The sequence below is a fragment of the Pantoea sp. PNA 14-12 genome (genome assembly GCF_004364735.1).
In the GTDB taxonomy this organism is placed as follows: domain Bacteria; phylum Pseudomonadota; class Gammaproteobacteria; order Enterobacterales; family Enterobacteriaceae; genus Pantoea; species Pantoea stewartii.
In genome coordinates this window covers 656,067-673,340 of record NZ_SOAJ01000002.1, presented here as the reverse complement: position 1 = coordinate 673,340, position 17,274 = coordinate 656,067, and the positions used below count along the sequence as shown (strand labels likewise).

The following is a 17,274-nucleotide window of genomic DNA, read 5'->3' as shown; positions in this document are numbered from 1 at the left end:
TTATCCAGTAAAGAGGGCGCGCTCACTTTCAGAACAATTTTTTTGACCAGCCCAGTTTGGAACTCAGCGTGTTGAAATAGCTGTAGTTTTTGGGATGGATAAGATTGAGATGGTTTTCGCTGCGGCGGACCAGCACATCTTCCCCTTCCTGAATAGGCAGCGCAATCTGGCTGTCGCAGCTGATTTCCAGGTCGTTGCGGCGGGCCGAAAAGCGCAGGCGAATGGTGCTGCTGCTGTTAATCACCAGAGGCCGGGCCGATAAGGTGTGCGGAAACATGGGCACAATCGTTATCGCGTCCAGCGACGGCGTTAAGATCGGGCCCCCTGCGGACAGGGAATAGGCCGTAGATCCGGTCGGTGTAGAAATGATCAGGCCGTCTGAGCGCTGTGAAAAGGCAAATACCTCATCAATGTACACTTCAAACTCGATCATGTGGGCGACTTTGCCCGGATGGAGTACCACTTCATTAATCGCGCTGCCGATGCGGGGTGAACAGTCGGTTTTGCAGACCTGCGCTTCCAGCAGAAAGCGGCTTTCCACAAAATAATTGCCGTTCAGCACGTCATCAAGCTGATGGTGCGCGTTATCCGGATCCAGATCCGTCAGAAATCCCAGATTGCCGCGGTTGATGCCAATCACTTTTATGTCATACCGCGCCAGAACTCTGGCTGCGCCAAGCATATTACCGTCACCGCCGACCACGACGGCTAAATCCGCCTGCTGGCCGATTTCTGCCAGCGTGCCAGTCTGGACATCGTCCAGTGAGAGTTCCTGCGCAATCTGCTGTTCGACAATGACACGGTAGCCCTTGCCGGTCAGCCAGCGGCACAGCATTTCATGCGTGGTGAGCGCGGTGGGATGGCGTGGATGGCCCACAATTCCAATGCAGTTAAAGTGTTTGTTCATCGAGTGGGTCTTCCTCATAAGCCAAATCGGCACGATGATGTGACGTGTTCCCTTGAAACCGCCAAACCAATCCCCATAATAAGCCAACCAGCGAAGTGAATGTGCAAAACGCGGAGAAATTCATGAGTAGTAAAGAACAGAACACCCCAAACGAGCAAGTCTCAGACGAAATTCAACAGGAACAACAGCAACCTCAGGACGCGGAGACAGCAGGTGAGGTGGATCCGCGTGATGAGCGCATCGCTCAGCTCGAAGCTGAGTTAGCGCAGTTGCAGAACGGCGTGCGTGACGCGCAGCTGCGTGCACAGGCAGAGATTGAAAATGTGCGTCGTCGTACCGAGATGGACATTGAAAAAGCGCACAAATTTGCGCTGGAGAAGTTTGCCAACGAGCTGCTTCCGGTGATTGACAGCCTGGAGCGTGCGCTGGAGCTGGCGAACAAAGAAGATGAGAAATCCGCTTCGATGGTGGAAGGCATTGAGCTGACGCTGAAATCGCTGCTGGGCGCAGTGCGTAAATTCGGTGTTGAAGTGGTCGGTGAAACCGGCGTGCCGTTCAACCCTGAAGTCCATCAGGCGATGTCGATGATGGAATCTGACGAGGTCGAGCCTAACCACGTGATGATGGTGATGCAACGCGGTTATACCCTGAATGGGCGTCTACTGCGTCCGGCCATGGTTGCAGTGGCCAAGGCGAAAGCCTGATTGTAGCCTCATCTCACAACGGCCGCGCACTGACGCGGCCGTTGTGTTCAGGCTGCCGGTTCAGGTAAAACCGGTGTCCAGTCAATAGGATCTCTGCCGCTTTCTTTTAACAGGGCGTTAGTTTTTGAGAAATGCTGGCAGCCAAAAAAGCCGCGGTGTGCCGAAAGGGGAGAAGGATGCGGTGCCTGCAACACATGATGGCGCTGGCGATCAATGATGCTGCCTTTCTTCTGCGCATGCGAACCCCACAGTAAAAAGATTACCCCTTCACGCTGCGCGTTAATCGCGTCAATCACCCTGTCGGTAAAGGTTTCCCAGCCCAGCCGGGCATGAGAATGCGCTTTGCCCGCTTCCACCGTTAACACGGTATTCAGCAACAGCACGCCTTGCTCTGCCCAACTGGCCAGATAGCCATGACTGGGTTTCTCAAAGCCCGGAATATCCTGCTGCAGCTCTTTATACATGTTCTGAAGGGAAGGCGGAATGGGCACGCCCGGCAATACAGAAAAAGCCAGACCATGTGCCTGATTCGGCCCGTGGTAAGGATCCTGACCCAAAATCACCACTTTCACATCGCCTAACTCCGTTAAGCGAAAGGCATTAAAGACGTCTTTCTGCGGCGGATAAACGGTCACGCCTGCAGCCCGCTGGTTAGCGACCTGTTTCAGGGTTTCAATGAAATAGGGCTTCTCTTTCTCTTCAGCCAGCACATCGTGCCAGGTCAGCTTTGCAGCCATAATCAACTCCCTTGTGTTCTGAACGCTAAGCTTAGCTGTTCAGTATCCAGACATGAAGCCTAAAATTAGTTTAAAAATTCAATAAAATGTAGTCCCGCTACGTTTTAAAAATCAATCGCTTAGCAATGTGGCCAAAAAGTGCCCGATTGTACTTGATTCAGGTCAAAACTAACGTCATGAGCGAGTGATATACCAGTTGCTCATCATTGATTTATTGACGGTATTGGTCCAGCCAATGCCTTGCAGGAGAAACTGAGATGATCACAGGTATTCAAATTACCCAGTCACACAATCCGGCCTTAGTGAATTCGTTCTGGCTGTTAGATGAAGAAACCGCTCAGGCACATTGTCTGTGTGCCGTAGCAGGCTATCAGGACGATCAGATTGTCGCGATTGGTGAGTTAGGGGACATGGCTTACCGTGAAGTACCGGTCGAGATTAAACCCCAGGTGCGCGTGGAAGGCGGGCAGCACTTAAACGTTAACGTCCTGCGCCGTGAAACGCTGGAAGACGCCGTGAAACATCCTGAGAAGTATCCGCAGCTGACCATTCGTGTTTCCGGGTATGCCGTGCGCTTTAATTCGCTGACGCCTGAACAGCAGCGTGACGTCATTGCCCGTACCTTTACGGAAAGTTTATAAACTGCCTGTGTGCTGAAATAAAACGCAGCGCCAAAAGGACAAATTTCTACACGTTAACAGACAGATAGAACATGACTGTCGTCGGGTGAAATATCCAGCCGGGCGGCTTTATGATGTTTGATGCTGAATGGAGACGAAACCGGGCTTTACCCACCTGAACAATGAAAAATCGCCTCTCAGGAGGCGATTTTTTTAGAAGCGTGCTGTTTTATTCCGCATTCTCACTGCCGGATGAGCTGCCACTTGGCTTGCGGCGTTTACCGACATTTTTAAGATCGCGATGGCGTTTTTTCACCCGTGGTTTCTCTTCTTCTTTGGCTTTTCGCTCTGCACGCTTCGCAAGCGCCTTTTTCGACGGTTTTCCGGTGGTTTTTGGCGAAGGCGCACGCGTGACCGGACGCAGCTCGTCAATCACCCGTGCTTTAATCGGCTCGTCAACGTAGCGGCTGACTTTACCCAGCAGCAGATGGTCATGGGCTTCGACCAGCGAAATGGCGATGCCTTTACGACCGGCACGGCCCGTACGGCCGATGCGGTGCAGATAGGTATCCGCCGTGCGTGGCATATCGAAGTTAATCACGTGGCTCACATCCTCCACGTCAATCCCGCGTGCGGCGATATCGGTGGCGACCAGCACGTTTACCCGACCTTCCACCAGACGTTTAATCGCCTCATTGCGTTTAGCCTGGACCATTTCCCCTTCCAGGTAGCTGGTGCGGATTCCGGCATCATGCAGCCAGCTGACCAGTTCATGCAGGCGTTCACGTTTACGCACAAACACAATGGATCGGGTCACTTCCGGCTGCTTTAACAGGTGAACCAGCAGTTTGGTTTTGTGCTCAAGATCGTCGGCGCGGTGATACCACTGCTGAATTTTCTTACGCTCGCGACGGCTGGGATCGGCTTCCAGTTCAACCGGTTCGTTCAGCAGGCGCTCGGCAAAATCTTTAATATGCTCGCCTTCCAGCGTAGCGGAGAACAGCATCGTCTGTTTACGCCAGCGCGTTTCACCCGCGATGGTTTCGATATCCTGGGCAAAGCCCATGTCCAGCATGCGGTCTGCTTCATCCAGGATCAGCGTTTCCACTGCGCGGCAGTCAAAGTTTTCTTCTTTGATGTACTGCAGCAGACGGCCGGTGGTGGCAACCACAACGTCCTGATTTTCGCTGAACACTTCGGCGTGGTTCATAAAGGCCACGCCGCCGGTGATAGTGGCGATATCCAGATGCGTATGTTTCGCCAGTTCCCGCGCCTGGTCGGCAACCTGCATCGCCAGTTCACGGGTGGGCGTTAAAATTAAAATACGTGGCGGGCCAGACTTCTTGCGTGGAAAATCGAGCAGGTGCTGCAACGCCGGTAATAAATACGCGGCGGTTTTCCCGGTCCCGGTAGGTGCCGAACCCAGAACGTCGCGGCCCTCCAGCGCGGGGGGAATGGCAGCAGCCTGAATTGCTGTCGGGCGCGTATAGCCTTTCTCCTGCAGCGCTTCAAGCAGGCTTTCGTCGAGTTCAAGTTCGGAAAATGTGGTTACGGTCATGTTCTACCTCAGTTTGGGGCGCTGATTATAGACAGATCGGACATAATCTTCATCTGTTTATCGGTATTGACTGCGTCAGATTACGTCAACGGCGTGAATTCCCCAACCTGGCACGTTACACTTGGCGCCAGCTATACGGCAGAAAAACAGGTGAATGGTCGCTGAGTATGATGCAGGACAAGCCGCAGGCGCGGCCGCAGTTAAAAAAGAACGGGTTTACCTTCAAGCAGTTTTTTGTCGCACACGACCGCTGTGCAATGAAGGTCGGTACTGATGGCATTCTTCTGGGCGCGTGGGCACCGGTCGCCGGGGTAAAGCGCATCCTTGATATCGGTACCGGTTCGGGTCTGATTGCGCTGATGCTGGCCCAGCGAACGCATTCTGATGTGGTGATCGATGCGGTGGAGCTCGATGCCGACGCTGCGCAACAGGCCAGCGAGAATGCCTGTGAGTCACCCTGGGCTGCGCGTATTCATGTTCATCAACAGGATATCGCGCAGTGGGCGGAAAACAGCAATACGCGCTATTCACTGATCGTCAGTAATCCGCCTTACTTTGCACCTGGCGTGGCCTGCTCAACGTCGGCACGAGACAGCGCACGCGCGACCGGTACCTTAAACCATCAGACCTTATTACGTTGCGCAGCGTTGCTCATAGAAGAAGAGGGCTTCTTTTGTGTGATATTGCCTGAGACGACAGGGCAGGAGGTGATTGCGCAGGCACAATCGGAGGGCTGGCATCTGCGCTTTCGCTTCGATGTGGCGGAATATGCTCACCGTCCGCCGCATCGTGTATTGCTGGGGTTTTCACCCAGTCCGGGTGAAACCCTGTTTGAACGCCTGGCTATCCGCGATGCCGACCGGCAGTATTCTGACGCCTGGCAAAGCCTGACGCGTGACTTCTATTTGTTTATGTGATCGCCGGGCTGCAGGACGGTCGGTTGCGCTTCCGCCAGCGTATCGGGATAGTCGCGAATAAAATGCAGTCCGCGGCTCTCTTTGCGTTGCAGCGCACAACGCACCATCAGCTCTGCCACCTGTACCAGGTTGCGCAGTTCCAGCAGGTTGTTTGACAGCCGGAAGTGGCGATAGTACTCGTCGATTTCCTGTTGAAGCAGGCTGATGCGGCGCAACGCGCGTTCCAGCCGCTTAGTGGTACGGACAATGCCGACATAATCCCACATAAACAGCCGTAGCTCATGCCAGTTATGCTGAATGACCACGCGCTCATCGGCATCATCCACCTGGCTTTCATCCCATGCCGGTAAACGATCTACGGTCTCCGTTTCAGGTAAGATCCGCATCAGATCCTCCGCGGCAGACCAGCCATATACCAGACACTCCAGGACAGAATTTGAGGCGAGGCGGTTGGCACCGTGCAGCCCGGTATAACTGACTTCACCGATTGCATATAAACAATCGATGTCGGTGCGGCCATGCCGATCGACGACCACGCCACCACAGGTGTAATGCGCGGCGGGCACCACAGGGATTCTGTCCTTTGTCAGATCAAAGCCAAAGGTCAGCAGTTTTTCGTAAATCATCGGGAAGTGGGAACGGATGAAGGCCGGCGGCTGGTGGCTGATATCCAGATACATGCAGTCTACGCCCAGCCGTTTCATTTCATGATCGATGGCGCGGGCGACGATATCGCGCGGGGCCAGCTCCGCGCGTTCGTCGAAGTCAGGCATAAACCGCGAACCATCGGGCCGCACCAGCCAGGCGCCTTCGCCGCGTAGGGCTTCCGTCAACAGAAAGTTTTGCGCCTGCGGATGAAACAGGCAGGTAGGGTGAAACTGGTTAAATTCCAGGTTAGCGACCCGGCATCCTGCTCGCCACGCCATCGCAATGCCGTCACCAGAGGCGACATCAGGATTCGTGGTGTACTGATAAACTTTGGCCGCGCCGCCCGTGGCCAGCACGACGGCGCGCGCCTGGCAGGTTTCGACCCGTTCGCGATTGCGGTTCCAGATCCAGGCCCCCATTACCCGGCGGGGGCCCGGTAAGCCCAGTTTGTCTGACAGGATCAGATCCACCGCGTTAGTGCGTTCCAGGATGCGGATATTCGGATGACGCAACGCCTGGCCGACCAGCGTGGTTTCCACTTCCCGGCCGGTGGCGTCGGCGCTGTGCAGAATACGGCGATGGCTGTGGCCGCCTTCTCGCGTCAGGTGGTAACGCATTTCACCGCCGGCCTGAGGATCGGTATCAAACGCCACGCCATGATCGATCAGCCACTGCACGCAGTGCCGCGCATTGCTGGCGACAAATGAAACAGCCTCACGATCGCACAAGCCCGCCCCGGCAATCAGCGTGTCTTCAACGTGAGAATCCACGCTGTCAGTTTCATCAAACACTGCCGCAATGCCGCCCTGCGCATACAGCGTTGAGCCTTCATTAACCTGCGCTTTACTGAGCACAGTGACCCGGTAATGCGAGGCCAGCCGCAACGCCAGTGACAGTCCCGCCGCACCGCTGCCCACAATAAGCACATCACACTGATAATCTGAGGGGGAGAATGTTGTCATAGCGTTTAATTTACTAAACAAGAATGACCCGAGCATAAGCCTTTGATGGTTTTTTGTGAAGTATTTTGAACACGCAAGCAGGCGTAATAGCGGACTAAATCTAATTTATGAGATATATCAAATGGTTAGTTGTTTAACCGTTTAAAATCCGTTTTTCATACCAAACTTAATCGAATACAAGGATTTAAAGATGAAAAAGCGGCTGTCATAGGTTACTCTGCCTGCGATTTGCGCGTGTTACATTGAACGAAAATCAACAAACTGTGTAATCCTGCAGCAAAGCGGCCGAAAATGAACTTTTCGCCACGTAATGACTCAAAGCGCATGCTTGCTCAATAGCTGTGTGCTGGCAGTTCCTTAACGCATAAGAAAGTATTTGGGGAGACTTTACCTCGGATGAGCGAGCAGTTAGCGGACCAGGTTCTGGTTGAACGGGTTCAGAAGGGGGATCAAAAAGCTTTCAACTTACTGGTGATCCGTTACCAGCATAAAGTCGCGAGCCTGGTCTCACGGTATGTGCCTTCAGGCGATGTGCCTGACGTCGTTCAGGAATCATTTATTAAGGCGTATCGGGCACTGGATTCTTTCCGTGGCGATAGCGCGTTTTACACCTGGCTGTATCGGATTGCCGTGAATACAGCCAAAAACTATCTGGTTGCTCAGGGACGCCGTCCGCCTTCCAGCGATGTTGATGCAATTGATGCGGAAAATTTCGAAAGTGCGGGTGCGTTAAAAGAAATTTCGAACCCTGAGAACTTAATGTTGTCTGACGAACTGAAACAAATCGTCTTTCGTACCATCGAGGCGCTTCCTGAGGACTTGCGAATGGCAATTACCCTCAGGGAACTTGACGGTCTGAGCTATGAAGAGATCGCCGTCATTATGGATTGCCCGGTGGGCACGGTAAGGTCACGTATTTTCCGTGCACGTGAGGCCATTGATAATAAAGTTCAACCGCTTATCCAACGTCAGTGATAACGGCTACTGGAAGGGTATTAGGCATGCAGAAAGAAAAACTTTCCGCTTTAATGGATGGTGAGGCTTTAGATAACGCGCTGATTTCAGCCCTGTCTAAGGATGCAGATCTACAAAAAAGCTGGGAACGCTACCATCTGATTCGCGACACCATGCGCGGCGATGTTGGTGAACACCTGCATTTTGATATTTCTGCTCGCGTTGCCGCTGCCATCGAAAACGAGCCACAGCGTAATGTGACGTCCCTGATTCCTGAAGCACAGCCCGAGCCTTCTCGCTGGGAAAAAATGCCGTTCTGGCACAAAGTTCGCCCCTGGGCGGCCCAGATTACGCAGGTCGGCGTCGCCGCCTGTGTTTCCCTGGCGGTAATTGTGGGTGTTCAGCACTATAACCAACCCACCAACGGCAGCGTGGAAAGCTCTGACTCACCGGTATTCAACACCTTGCCAGTGATGGGCAAAGCGTCACCTGTCAGTCTGGGTGTCCCCTCGGATATGTTTGGTTCAGGCAATGCCTCACAACAGGTGCAGGACCAGCGTCGCCGCGTGAACGCCATGCTGCAGGACTACGAACTTCAGCGTCGTCTGCACGCCGATCAGCTGCAGTTCGAAACCAATGCGCCAAAACAAGCGCAGGCCAATGTACCGGGTAATCAGTCATTAGGAATGCAGCAGCAGTAATGAAGCCGCTATGGTATGCCGTTAGTCTTCTGACGGGCAGCCTGTTGTGGTCCACTGCCGCCCCAGCGCAGGTTTCTGCGTCTGGGGCGTTATTACAGCAGATGGAGCAGGCAAGTCAGACGCTCAACTACGAATTCGCCTACATCAACGTTTCCCGTCTTGGTATGGAATCGCTCCGTTATCGTCACGCAGTAATCGACGATCGCGTCTATGCACAGATTCTGCAGATGGACGGTCCGCGTCGCGAAGTCATTCAGCGCGGCAACGACATCAGCTATTTCGAACCGGGTATTGAGCCTTTCTCGCTTCCCGGCAATCACATCGTCGATGCGTTGCCATCGATTATCTACGCCGACTTTGCCAAACTTGATGCGGCTTATGACTTTATTACCGTCGGCCGTTCCCGCATTGCCGATCAGATGTGTGATGTGGTGCGCGTAGTGTCGCGCGATGGCACGCGCTACAGCTATGTTGTATGGCTGGATGTGGATACCAAGCTACCGCTGCGCGTGGATCTGCTGGATCGTGACGGTGAAACGATGGAACAGTTTCGCGTGATCAGCTTCGCGGTGGATGATGGCGTACGCAACCTGATGCAGGGCCTTGAAAAAGCCAATCTGCCGCCGTCGCTCTCATTAACCAAATCAGACAACGCGACGCTGGACTGGGAGCCCGCCTGGCTTCCCGCAGGGATGACGCTCGTTTCCCAAAGCCGGCGTATGCTTCCCGCGTTAAATAAATCCCTTGAATCCCGGCTGTACAGCGATGGTCTGTTTAGCTTTGCTGTAAACGTTACGCCGGCAGATAAAAACAGCGTCGCACAGACATTGCGCACGGGACGTCGTACGGTGGAAACCGTAATACGCGATAATTACGAAATTACGGTCGTTGGCGAGTTACCGCCTGCGACGGCCAAACGTATCGCGGACAGTGTTAATCCTGGGGCAAAAAAATGATGAGAGAATGGGCCACCGTGGTGGCATGGCAGGATGGTATCGCCACACTGCATACCGAAGCCAAAACCTCCTGCAACAGTTGCCAGGCACGCAAAGGCTGTGGCAGCCATATGCTGAATAAGCTGGGGCCAAAGAATGCGCATGTGATGCAAATCGCCAGCAGCAAGCCCCTGGCTCCGGGCCAACGTGTCGAACTGGGCATCAAAGAGAGCAGCCTGCTCGGTTCGGCACTGCTGGTATACATGACGCCGCTGTTTGGCCTGTTTCTGTTCGCGGGTCTGTTCCAGGCCCTGTTCGGCAGCGACCTGGCCGCCGCCTGCGGCGCGCTGTTAGGCGGAGTTGGCGGCTTTATCGTCGCCAAAGGCATTTCCATGAAATTTGGCGATCGTGAGGCCTTCCAGCCGGTTATCCTCAATATCGCCTTGCCCCCAGATGCGCTTCGTGTTGAAAGCGAAGCCTGACCCCTGCTTAAGCCGCACTTGTTGCGGCTTTTGTCTTAAGCCTGACGCGCAAAAAACTGTTTCGTTTCCACGACGTTCCATTCTTTTATGCGCGGCCTTAACAGTGTAATATGCGTCGTCATTAATGAGGCTGACAGGATTGTGGGTTAAGAGCGATCTTCCTGAATGTGTCTGTGCTCAGGTTTCTAACTGATTCTCTACGTGAAGATATCTCTATAAATGAAGCACATAAGAAATTTCTCCATCATCGCCCACATTGACCACGGTAAATCCACGCTCTCTGACCGCTTGATTCAGATCTGTGGCGGATTAACTGACCGCGAGATGGCCGCGCAGGTTCTGGACTCAATGGACCTTGAGCGTGAACGTGGTATTACCATCAAAGCACAGAGCGTGACGCTCGATTACAAAGCCCAAGACGGTGAAACTTACCAGCTCAATTTTATCGACACGCCGGGACACGTTGACTTCTCATACGAAGTTTCCCGCTCACTGGCCGCCTGTGAGGGTGCGCTGCTGGTGGTGGATGCCGGGCAGGGCGTTGAAGCGCAAACCCTGGCTAACTGCTACACCGCGATTGAGATGGATCTGGAAGTCGTGCCGGTGCTGAATAAAATCGATTTGCCTGCCGCCGATCCTGAACGTGCTGCACAGGAAATCGAAGATATTGTCGGTATTGATGCCACCGATGCCGTGCGTTGCTCGGCGAAAACCGGTGTCGGCGTACCTGAAGTGCTGGAGCGCCTGGTGCGCGATATTCCGCCGCCAGAAGGCGATCCGGAAGGGCCGCTGCAGGCACTGATTATCGACTCCTGGTTCGATAACTACCTGGGTGTTGTCTCGCTGGTTCGTGTGAAAAACGGCACCATGCGTAAAGGCGATAAAATCAAGGTACTGAGTACCGGCCAGGTTTATAACGCCGATCGACTGGGCATTTTCACGCCGAAACAGGTTGACCGCACTGAACTGAACTGTGGCGAAGTCGGCTGGCTGGTCTGCGCCATTAAAGACATTCTGGGCGCGCCGGTGGGCGATACCCTGACAACAGCACGTAACCCGGCGGACAAAGCGCTGCCTGGCTTTAAAAAAGTGAAGCCACAGGTTTACGCCGGTCTGTTCCCGATTAGTTCTGATGACTACGAAGCGTTTCGTGATGCGCTGGGCAAGCTGAGCCTGAACGATGCTTCTCTGTTCTACGAGCCAGAGAGTTCAACCGCGCTGGGCTTTGGCTTCCGTTGCGGCTTCCTGGGTCTGCTGCACATGGAGATCATTCAGGAACGTCTGGAACGTGAGTACGATCTCGATCTGATCACGACCGCACCGACGGTGGTGTACGAAGTGGAAACCACGGGCGGCGAAGTCATTTATGTGGACAGCCCCTCGAAGCTGCCACCGCTCAATAACATTGAAGAGTTGCGTGAACCGATTGCGGAGTGTCACATGCTGCTGCCGCAGGAATACCTGGGCAACGTCATTACGCTGTGCATCGAGAAACGTGGCGTTCAGACAAATATGGTTTACCACGGCAATCAGGTTGCGCTGACCTATGAGATTCCAATGGCTGAAGTGGTGCTCGACTTCTTTGACCGTTTGAAATCAACATCGCGCGGCTATGCTTCACTGGACTACAATTTTAAACGTTTTCAGGCCTCTGACATGGTGCGCGTCGACGTGCTGATTAACTCAGAACGTGTTGATGCGCTGGCGCTGATTACCCACCGTGATAACGCACCTTATCGTGGACGTGAGCTGGTTGAGAAAATGAAAGACCTCATCCCACGTCAACAATTTGATATTGCGATTCAGGCGGCAATCGGCAACCACATTATCGCTCGCTCAACCGTCAAACAGCTGCGTAAGAACGTCCTTGCCAAGTGTTACGGCGGTGACGTCAGTCGTAAGAAAAAGCTGTTGCAGAAGCAGAAAGAGGGTAAGAAGCGAATGAAGCAGGTCGGTAACGTTGAACTGCCGCAGGAAGCATTCCTCGCCATTCTGCATGTCGGAAAAGACAGCAAATAAGGATCTTAAATGGCTAATATGTTCGCGCTAGTCCTGGCGATAGCGACATTGATTACTGGTATTCTCTGGGTGATCGATCGTATCAAGTGGGCACCACAGCGCCGGGCGCTGCAGGCGGCGGCACAGGCGCAGTCAGGCGGCACGCTCGATAAAAAAACGCTGGCAAAAATGGCACCTAAGCCGGGCTGGATTGAAACCGCTGCCTCCGTATTTCCGGTGCTGGCCGTGGTATTCTTTGTGCGCTCATTTGTGTATGAGCCTTTCCAGATCCCGTCAGGATCGATGATGCCCACGCTGCTGATTGGTGACTTTATTCTGGTCGAGAAGTTTGCTTACGGCATTAAAGACCCGATTACGCAAACCACGCTGATTCCTACCGGTCATCCTAAGCGTGGCGATATTGCGGTCTTTAAATACCCAAAAGATCCCAGCCTGGACTACATCAAGCGCGTGATTGGCCTGCCGGGCGATCGTGTAACCTATGATCCCTACAGTAAAACGCTGACCATTAATCCGGCCTGCGATAATGGCAAGCCTTGCAGCAAAGCGTTGCCAGTGACCTACAGTAACATTGAGCCAAGCAAGTTTGTTCAGACGTTTAGCGGGTTTGATGGTAACGAAGCCGGTAACGGGTTCTACCAGGTGCCGCTGAATGAAACCATGCGCGGTGGATTACGTCTGGCCACGCGCAAAGAAACGCTGGGCAATGTGACGCATGACATTCTGTTGGTGACGGAAGCACAAAGCCAGGCGAGCATGTACTATCAGCAGCCCGGCCAGCCGCAGGCGAGCTGGGTTGTGCCGCAGGGGCAGTATTTCATGATGGGTGATAACCGTGACAACAGCGCCGACAGTCGCTACTGGGGCTTTGTTCCCGAGCGCAATCTGGTCGGTAAAGCGGTCGCCATCTGGATGAGCTTTGAAAAACAAGAAGGCCAGTGGCCAACCGGCGTACGACTGAGTCGTATCGGCGGTATCCATTAAGCCAGCCTGAGAGTCAGGCAAAATAGGGTGGCCTCCGTCATGGGGGCCACTGCACACCAAACAGAATGTGTTGGATTCTCAGCCCTGTTTGGTATGCAGAGTGACAGACGCAAAACAGAACTGGAATCGCATGAACCCCATCCTGATTAACAAGCTTCAGCGCAAACTGGGCTACACTTTTACACATTCTGAACTTTTACAGCAGGCGTTGACGCATCGCAGCGCCAGTAGCAAGCATAACGAACGCCTGGAGTTTTTAGGCGATTCGATTCTGAGCTACGTGATTGCAAATGCGCTCTACCACCGTTTTCCGCGTGTGGATGAGGGCGACATGAGCCGCATGCGCGCGACGCTGGTGCGCGGTAATACGCTGGCAGAGATGGCGCGTGAATTCGATTTGGGTGAATGCCTGCGTCTGGGGCCCGGCGAATTAAAAAGCGGCGGCTTCCGTCGTGAATCTATTCTGGCGGACACCGTGGAAGCGCTGATTGGTGGTGTCTTCCTCGACAGTAATATTCAGACGGTCGAAAAGCTGATCCTTGACTGGTATCAGACGCGCCTGGACGAAATCAGTCCGGGTGATAAACAAAAAGATCCGAAAACGCGCCTGCAGGAATACCTGCAGGGCCGTCATCTGCCGCTGCCAAGTTACTTAGTGGTGCAGGTTCGCGGCGAAGCCCACGATCAGGAATTTACCATTCACTGTCAGGTGAGTGGTATGGCAGAACCGGTGGTGGGCGTGGGCTCCAGCCGCCGTAAAGCTGAACAAGCAGCGGCTGAACAGGCGCTGATTAAACTTGGTCTGGAATAACAGTATTATCCCGGCGCCGCAACCGGCGCTGAAAACCTCAGGACTCGAATGAGCGAAAATGTTACATACAGCGGCTTTGTCGCGATAGTTGGCCGGCCTAACGTCGGTAAATCCACCTTACTGAACCAGTTACTGGGGCAGAAGGTTTCAATTACGTCGCGTAAGCCGCAAACCACCCGTCACCGCATTATGGGCATCCATACGGAAGGCGCTTATCAGGCGATTTACGTGGATACGCCCGGCCTGCATATGGAAGAGAAGCGGGCGATCAACCGCCTGATGAACCGTGCGGCCAGCAGTTCTATCGGTGACGTTGAACTGATCATCTTTGTGGTTGAAGGCACGCGCTGGACGCCCGACGACGAGATGGTGTTAAACAAGTTGCGCGATGGCAAAGTGCCGGTTCTGCTGGCGATCAATAAAATCGACAACATCCAGGATAAAAGCGTCCTGTTACCGCACCTGCAGTTCCTCAGCGAGCAGATGAACTTTATTGATATCGTGCCGGTTTCGGCCGAAAGCGGTAAAAATGTCGACACCATCGCCGCCATCGCCCGCAAGCATCTGCCGGAATCTGACCATCACTTCCCGGAAGATTACATTACCGATCGCTCACAGCGCTTTATGGCATCCGAAATTATCCGTGAAAAGCTGATGCGTTTCCTTGGTGCGGAACTGCCTTACTCGGTCACAGTCGAAATCGAACAGTTTGTGTCTAACGCGCGTGGCGGTTATGACATCAACGGTTTGATTCTGGTCGAGCGCGAAGGGCAGAAAAAAATGGTGATTGGCAATAAAGGCGCCAAAATCAAAACCATTGGTATTGAAGCGCGTAAGGACATGGAAGAGATGTTCGATGCCAAAGTGCATCTCGAACTGTGGGTTAAAGTTAAATCCGGCTGGGCAGATGACGAACGTGCGCTGCGTAGTCTGGGTTACACAGACGATCTCTGAATAAATGGAAGGCTGGCAACGCGCCTTTGTGCTGCATAGTCGTCCTTTCAGCGAAACCAGTCTGCTGCTTGACCTGTTTAGTGAAAGTGAAGGCCGTGTTCGTGTCCTGGCAAAAGGAGCACGATCACGGCGTTCTCAGTTAAAAGGCACACTTCAGCCTTTTACCCCGCTGCTGGTGCGCTGGAGCGGTCGTGGTGAGGTGAAAACGCTGCGCAATGCCGAAGCGGTTTCGCTTGCTCTCCCCCTCAGTGGTATCACGCTTTACTGCGGCCTGTACGTCAACGAGCTGTTGTCTCGGGTACTGGAACAGCACATCCCCTTTTCCGACCTGTTTTTTGACTATCTGCAATGTATCCAGACGCTGGCCGCCGCCGAGGGTTCACCCGAACCTGCACTGCGTCGTTTCGAGCTGGCGCTGTTGGGGCACCTTGGCTATGGCGTGGATTTCCTGCACTGCGCAGGCAGTGGTGAACCGGTCAGTGAAGACATGACCTACAGCTACCGGGAAGAGAAGGGCTTCATCGCCAGTCTGGTGCTCAATCAGCGCAGCTTTACAGGTAAACACCTGCAGGCGCTCTCCACGCGTGAATTTCCCGATGCGGATGCCCTGCGCGCGGCGAAGCGCTTTACCCGCATGGCGCTAAAACCCTATCTGGGGGGCAAACCGTTAAAAAGTCAGGAGCTTTTCCGTCAGTTTACACCGAAAAAAAAGCCCGATATTGCCGGCGAGCCCTGATGCGGGTCGTAGCGGAATCGCATCACGGCGCGTTACACTCCATACAATGACCATAATGAACCGAGGATTGTCATGGCTGAGTTACTGTTAGGCGTTAACATCGACCACATTGCTACCGTCCGCAACGCGCGTGGCACCCATTACCCTGATCCGGTCCAGGCGGCTTTTATCGCCGAACAGGCGGGCGCGGATGGGATCACGGTGCACCTGCGGGAAGATCGCCGCCACATTACCGACCGCGACGTGCGTATTCTGCGTGATACCATCGAAACGCGGATGAATCTCGAAATGGCGGTCACCGATGAGATGCTGAATATCGCATGTGACATCAAACCGCACTTCTGCTGCCTGGTGCCGGAAAAGCGTGAGGAAGTGACCACCGAAGGCGGACTGGATGTCGCCGGACAACAGGAAAAACTTAACGCCGCGGTAAAAAAACTCAGTGAGGCGGGCATTTTGGTATCCCTGTTTATCGATCCCGATCACCGGCAAATCGAAGCGGCTGTCACCAGCGGCGCGCCTTATATTGAAATTCATACCGGTGCCTATGCTGAAGCCCCTGAAGGCCCGGCACGCGACGCTGAGCTGGCCCGGATCCGTCAGGCGGCCACCTTTGCGGCCAGCCGCGGATTAAAAGTTAACGCCGGTCACGGTCTGACTTACCACAATGTCCTGCCGATTGCCGCGCTGCCGGAAATGCATGAGCTGAACATCGGTCATGCGATCATTGGTCGGGCGGTGATGAGCGGCCTGCCTGACGCCGTCAAAGCCATGAAACAGCTGCTGCGAGAAGCGCGTCGCTAATGGCTATTCTGGGACTGGGCAGCGATATCGTCGAAATAGAGCGGATTGCCGATGTGATTTCTCGCTCTGGCGATCGACTGGCGCGTCGCGTGCTGAGTGAGGCCGAATGGCAGCAGTATCAGCAGCATCGTCAGCCGGTGCGTTTTCTGGCTAAACGTTTCGCCGTTAAAGAAGCGGCAGCCAAAGCCTTTGGCACCGGCATTCGCGGTGGACTGGCATTCAATCAGTTTGAAGTTTACAACGATGCGCTGGGTAAACCACTCCTGCGTTTTTTCGATCATGCTGCTGAGGTGGCGCAGCGACTGGGTGTACAGCATGTCCATGTCACCCTGGCCGACGAGCGCCACTATGCCTGTGCTACGGTCATTATCGAAAGCTAACCGTGCAGGGCAACAAACTTATCCCACAGCGCATCGCGTGATTCGATGTGCTGGGGATCCGTCACAATGGTGTTATCAATAGGGCAAACCCGCTGGCAGGTCGGCACATCATAATGTCCCACACATTCGGTACAGCGGCTCACCTCTATCTCATAAATCATCTCACCCATCGAAATAGCCTGGTTCGGGCATTCGGGTTCACACATATCGCAGTTAATGCATCGTTCTGTAATCAGTAAAGACATCGCGGTTTCCCAATCGATAAATACTTTTTGTCGTTTTGGCGACATAATCTGTTGCGGTAGTAAATATTCCTGATGAGATATGTCGAACCCTTAGACGACTTTTGTAACTTTCAAATTGCAAGCCTGGCTGGTCATTAACATAAAGTTGGAATGTTAAAGGTCATGCGGAGTCGGCTGACAGTAGCATATTCTTTCAACGTCAAACATGATGCGAAT

At 53.8% G+C, this 17,274-nt stretch carries 19 protein-coding genes; 14 read left to right on the top strand and 5 right to left on the bottom strand.

Annotated features, from left to right (window positions below; all coding sequences use genetic code 11):
• Positions 1–28: 28 nt before the first annotated feature.
• The gene (gene nadK, locus C7434_RS10695; protein WP_006120497.1) at positions 29–907 is read right to left on the bottom strand and encodes an NAD(+) kinase; all 879 of its coding nucleotides are present in this window, start codon (positions 905–907) and stop codon (positions 29–31) included.
• A 122-nt stretch (positions 908–1,029) separates the two neighbouring features.
• On the opposite strand from nadK, the gene grpE reads away from it, so the two are divergent.
• Positions 1,030–1,611, top strand: coding sequence for a nucleotide exchange factor GrpE (grpE, locus tag C7434_RS10690; RefSeq protein ID WP_006120499.1), 582 nt, complete (start codon positions 1,030–1,032; stop codon positions 1,609–1,611).
• A gap of 47 nt (positions 1,612–1,658) precedes the next feature.
• Here the strand turns inward: grpE and ung are convergent, their stop codons facing one another.
• The gene (ung, locus tag C7434_RS10685; RefSeq protein ID WP_110268112.1) at positions 1,659–2,348 is read right to left on the bottom strand and encodes a uracil-DNA glycosylase; all 690 of its coding nucleotides are present in this window, start codon (positions 2,346–2,348) and stop codon (positions 1,659–1,661) included.
• A 257-nt stretch (positions 2,349–2,605) separates the two neighbouring features.
• Here ung and grcA point away from each other — a divergent pair, with 257 nt between their 5' ends.
• On the top strand, positions 2,606–2,989 hold the full coding sequence (gene grcA / locus C7434_RS10680; RefSeq protein ID WP_033740937.1) for an autonomous glycyl radical cofactor GrcA: 384 nt from the start codon (positions 2,606–2,608) through the stop codon (positions 2,987–2,989).
• A 208-nt stretch (positions 2,990–3,197) separates the two neighbouring features.
• On the opposite strand, the gene srmB is transcribed toward grcA, so the two are convergent.
• Entirely contained in the window at positions 3,198–4,526 is a 1,329-nt protein-coding gene (gene srmB, locus C7434_RS10675) for an ATP-dependent RNA helicase SrmB (protein ID WP_033740936.1), read from the bottom strand.
• A gap of 167 nt (positions 4,527–4,693) precedes the next feature.
• Here srmB and C7434_RS10670 point away from each other — a divergent pair, with 167 nt between their 5' ends.
• A complete protein-coding gene (locus C7434_RS10670) occupies positions 4,694–5,443 on the top strand; it encodes a tRNA1(Val) (adenine(37)-N6)-methyltransferase (protein WP_033740934.1) in 750 nt (249 codons plus the stop codon).
• On the opposite strand, the gene nadB is transcribed toward C7434_RS10670, so the two are convergent.
• Entirely contained in the window at positions 5,428–7,089 is a 1,662-nt protein-coding gene (nadB, locus tag C7434_RS10665; protein WP_033740932.1) for an L-aspartate oxidase, read from the bottom strand. The two genes, C7434_RS10670 and nadB, sit on opposite strands and share 16 nt — an antisense overlap.
• A 360-nt stretch (positions 7,090–7,449) precedes the next feature.
• Here nadB and rpoE point away from each other — a divergent pair, with 360 nt between their 5' ends.
• From rpoE to acpS, 11 genes are all read left to right on the top strand, one after another.
• Positions 7,450–8,028 (top strand): RNA polymerase sigma factor RpoE, encoded by a 579-nt coding sequence (rpoE, locus tag C7434_RS10660; protein WP_006120509.1) that lies wholly within the window; start codon positions 7,450–7,452, stop codon positions 8,026–8,028.
• A 26-nt stretch (positions 8,029–8,054) separates the two neighbouring features.
• Positions 8,055–8,708: an anti-sigma-E factor RseA gene (gene rseA, locus C7434_RS10655; RefSeq protein WP_033740931.1), complete on the top strand. Its 654-nt coding sequence runs from the start codon at positions 8,055–8,057 to the stop codon at positions 8,706–8,708.
• On the top strand, positions 8,708–9,664 hold the full coding sequence (gene rseB / locus C7434_RS10650) for a sigma-E factor regulatory protein RseB (protein ID WP_006120511.1): 957 nt from the start codon (positions 8,708–8,710) through the stop codon (positions 9,662–9,664). The genes rseA and rseB overlap by 1 nt, the downstream gene beginning before the upstream one ends.
• On the top strand, positions 9,661–10,125 hold the full coding sequence (gene rseC, locus C7434_RS10645; RefSeq protein WP_039340029.1) for a SoxR-reducing system protein RseC: 465 nt from the start codon (positions 9,661–9,663) through the stop codon (positions 10,123–10,125). The genes rseB and rseC overlap by 4 nt, the downstream gene beginning before the upstream one ends.
• A gap of 219 nt (positions 10,126–10,344) precedes the next feature.
• A complete protein-coding gene (gene lepA, locus C7434_RS10640) occupies positions 10,345–12,144 on the top strand; it encodes a translation elongation factor 4 (RefSeq protein ID WP_039340027.1) in 1,800 nt (599 codons plus the stop codon).
• Positions 12,145–12,153: 9 nt separating this feature from the next.
• On the top strand, positions 12,154–13,128 hold the full coding sequence (gene lepB / locus C7434_RS10635; protein ID WP_006120515.1) for a signal peptidase I: 975 nt from the start codon (positions 12,154–12,156) through the stop codon (positions 13,126–13,128).
• A gap of 130 nt (positions 13,129–13,258) precedes the next feature.
• Positions 13,259–13,939, top strand: a complete 681-nt coding sequence (gene rnc / locus C7434_RS10630) for a ribonuclease III (protein WP_006120517.1) — start codon at positions 13,259–13,261, stop codon at positions 13,937–13,939.
• Between the two features lie 48 nt (positions 13,940–13,987).
• Entirely contained in the window at positions 13,988–14,893 is a 906-nt protein-coding gene (era, locus tag C7434_RS10625) for a GTPase Era (protein WP_033740928.1), read from the top strand.
• 4 nt (positions 14,894–14,897) lie between these two features.
• On the top strand, positions 14,898–15,629 hold the full coding sequence (gene recO / locus C7434_RS10620; RefSeq protein WP_039340024.1) for a DNA repair protein RecO: 732 nt from the start codon (positions 14,898–14,900) through the stop codon (positions 15,627–15,629).
• A 72-nt stretch (positions 15,630–15,701) separates the two neighbouring features.
• Positions 15,702–16,433 carry a pyridoxine 5'-phosphate synthase gene (pdxJ, locus tag C7434_RS10615; protein ID WP_033740925.1) on the top strand — a complete coding sequence of 244 codons (732 nt, stop codon included), beginning with the start codon at positions 15,702–15,704 and terminating at the stop codon, positions 16,431–16,433.
• The gene (acpS, locus tag C7434_RS10610) at positions 16,433–16,813 is read left to right on the top strand and encodes a holo-ACP synthase (protein WP_006120525.1); all 381 of its coding nucleotides are present in this window, start codon (positions 16,433–16,435) and stop codon (positions 16,811–16,813) included. The genes pdxJ and acpS overlap by 1 nt, the downstream gene beginning before the upstream one ends.
• Here the strand turns inward: acpS and C7434_RS10605 are convergent.
• Positions 16,810–17,058, bottom strand: coding sequence for a YfhL family 4Fe-4S dicluster ferredoxin (locus tag C7434_RS10605; RefSeq protein ID WP_033741000.1), 249 nt, complete (start codon positions 17,056–17,058; stop codon positions 16,810–16,812). The two genes, acpS and C7434_RS10605, sit on opposite strands and share 4 nt — an antisense overlap.
• Between the last annotated feature and the right edge of the window lie 216 nt (positions 17,059–17,274).

Excerpts from the sequence above, each read along its gene's own strand:
- ung (WP_110268112.1), bottom strand. The coding sequence starts at position 2,348 with ATGGCTGCAAAGCTGACCTGGCACGATGTGCTGGCTGAAGAGAAAGAG.
- lepA (WP_039340027.1), top strand. The coding sequence starts at position 10,345 with ATGAAGCACATAAGAAATTTCTCCATCATCGCCCACATTGACCACGGT.
- pdxJ (WP_033740925.1), top strand. The coding sequence starts at position 15,702 with ATGGCTGAGTTACTGTTAGGCGTTAACATCGACCACATTGCTACCGTC.
- rseC (WP_039340029.1), top strand. The coding sequence starts at position 9,661 with ATGATGAGAGAATGGGCCACCGTGGTGGCATGGCAGGATGGTATCGCC.
- grpE (WP_006120499.1), top strand. The coding sequence starts at position 1,030 with ATGAGTAGTAAAGAACAGAACACCCCAAACGAGCAAGTCTCAGACGAA.
- rpoE (WP_006120509.1), top strand. The coding sequence starts at position 7,450 with ATGAGCGAGCAGTTAGCGGACCAGGTTCTGGTTGAACGGGTTCAGAAG.
- acpS (WP_006120525.1), top strand. The coding sequence starts at position 16,433 with ATGGCTATTCTGGGACTGGGCAGCGATATCGTCGAAATAGAGCGGATT.
- rseA (WP_033740931.1), top strand. The coding sequence starts at position 8,055 with ATGCAGAAAGAAAAACTTTCCGCTTTAATGGATGGTGAGGCTTTAGAT.
- nadK (WP_006120497.1), bottom strand. The coding sequence starts at position 907 with ATGAACAAACACTTTAACTGCATTGGAATTGTGGGCCATCCACGCCAT.
- nadB (WP_033740932.1), bottom strand. The coding sequence starts at position 7,089 with ATGCTCGGGTCATTCTTGTTTAGTAAATTAAACGCTATGACAACATTC.
- C7434_RS10605 (WP_033741000.1), bottom strand. The coding sequence starts at position 17,058 with ATGTCTTTACTGATTACAGAACGATGCATTAACTGCGATATGTGTGAA.
- rseB (WP_006120511.1), top strand. The coding sequence starts at position 8,708 with ATGAAGCCGCTATGGTATGCCGTTAGTCTTCTGACGGGCAGCCTGTTG.
- grcA (WP_033740937.1), top strand. The coding sequence starts at position 2,606 with ATGATCACAGGTATTCAAATTACCCAGTCACACAATCCGGCCTTAGTG.
- recO (WP_039340024.1), top strand. The coding sequence starts at position 14,898 with ATGGAAGGCTGGCAACGCGCCTTTGTGCTGCATAGTCGTCCTTTCAGC.
- era (WP_033740928.1), top strand. The coding sequence starts at position 13,988 with ATGAGCGAAAATGTTACATACAGCGGCTTTGTCGCGATAGTTGGCCGG.
- C7434_RS10670 (WP_033740934.1), top strand. The coding sequence starts at position 4,694 with ATGATGCAGGACAAGCCGCAGGCGCGGCCGCAGTTAAAAAAGAACGGG.
- srmB (WP_033740936.1), bottom strand. The coding sequence starts at position 4,526 with ATGACCGTAACCACATTTTCCGAACTTGAACTCGACGAAAGCCTGCTT.
- rnc (WP_006120517.1), top strand. The coding sequence starts at position 13,259 with ATGAACCCCATCCTGATTAACAAGCTTCAGCGCAAACTGGGCTACACT.
- lepB (WP_006120515.1), top strand. The coding sequence starts at position 12,154 with ATGGCTAATATGTTCGCGCTAGTCCTGGCGATAGCGACATTGATTACT.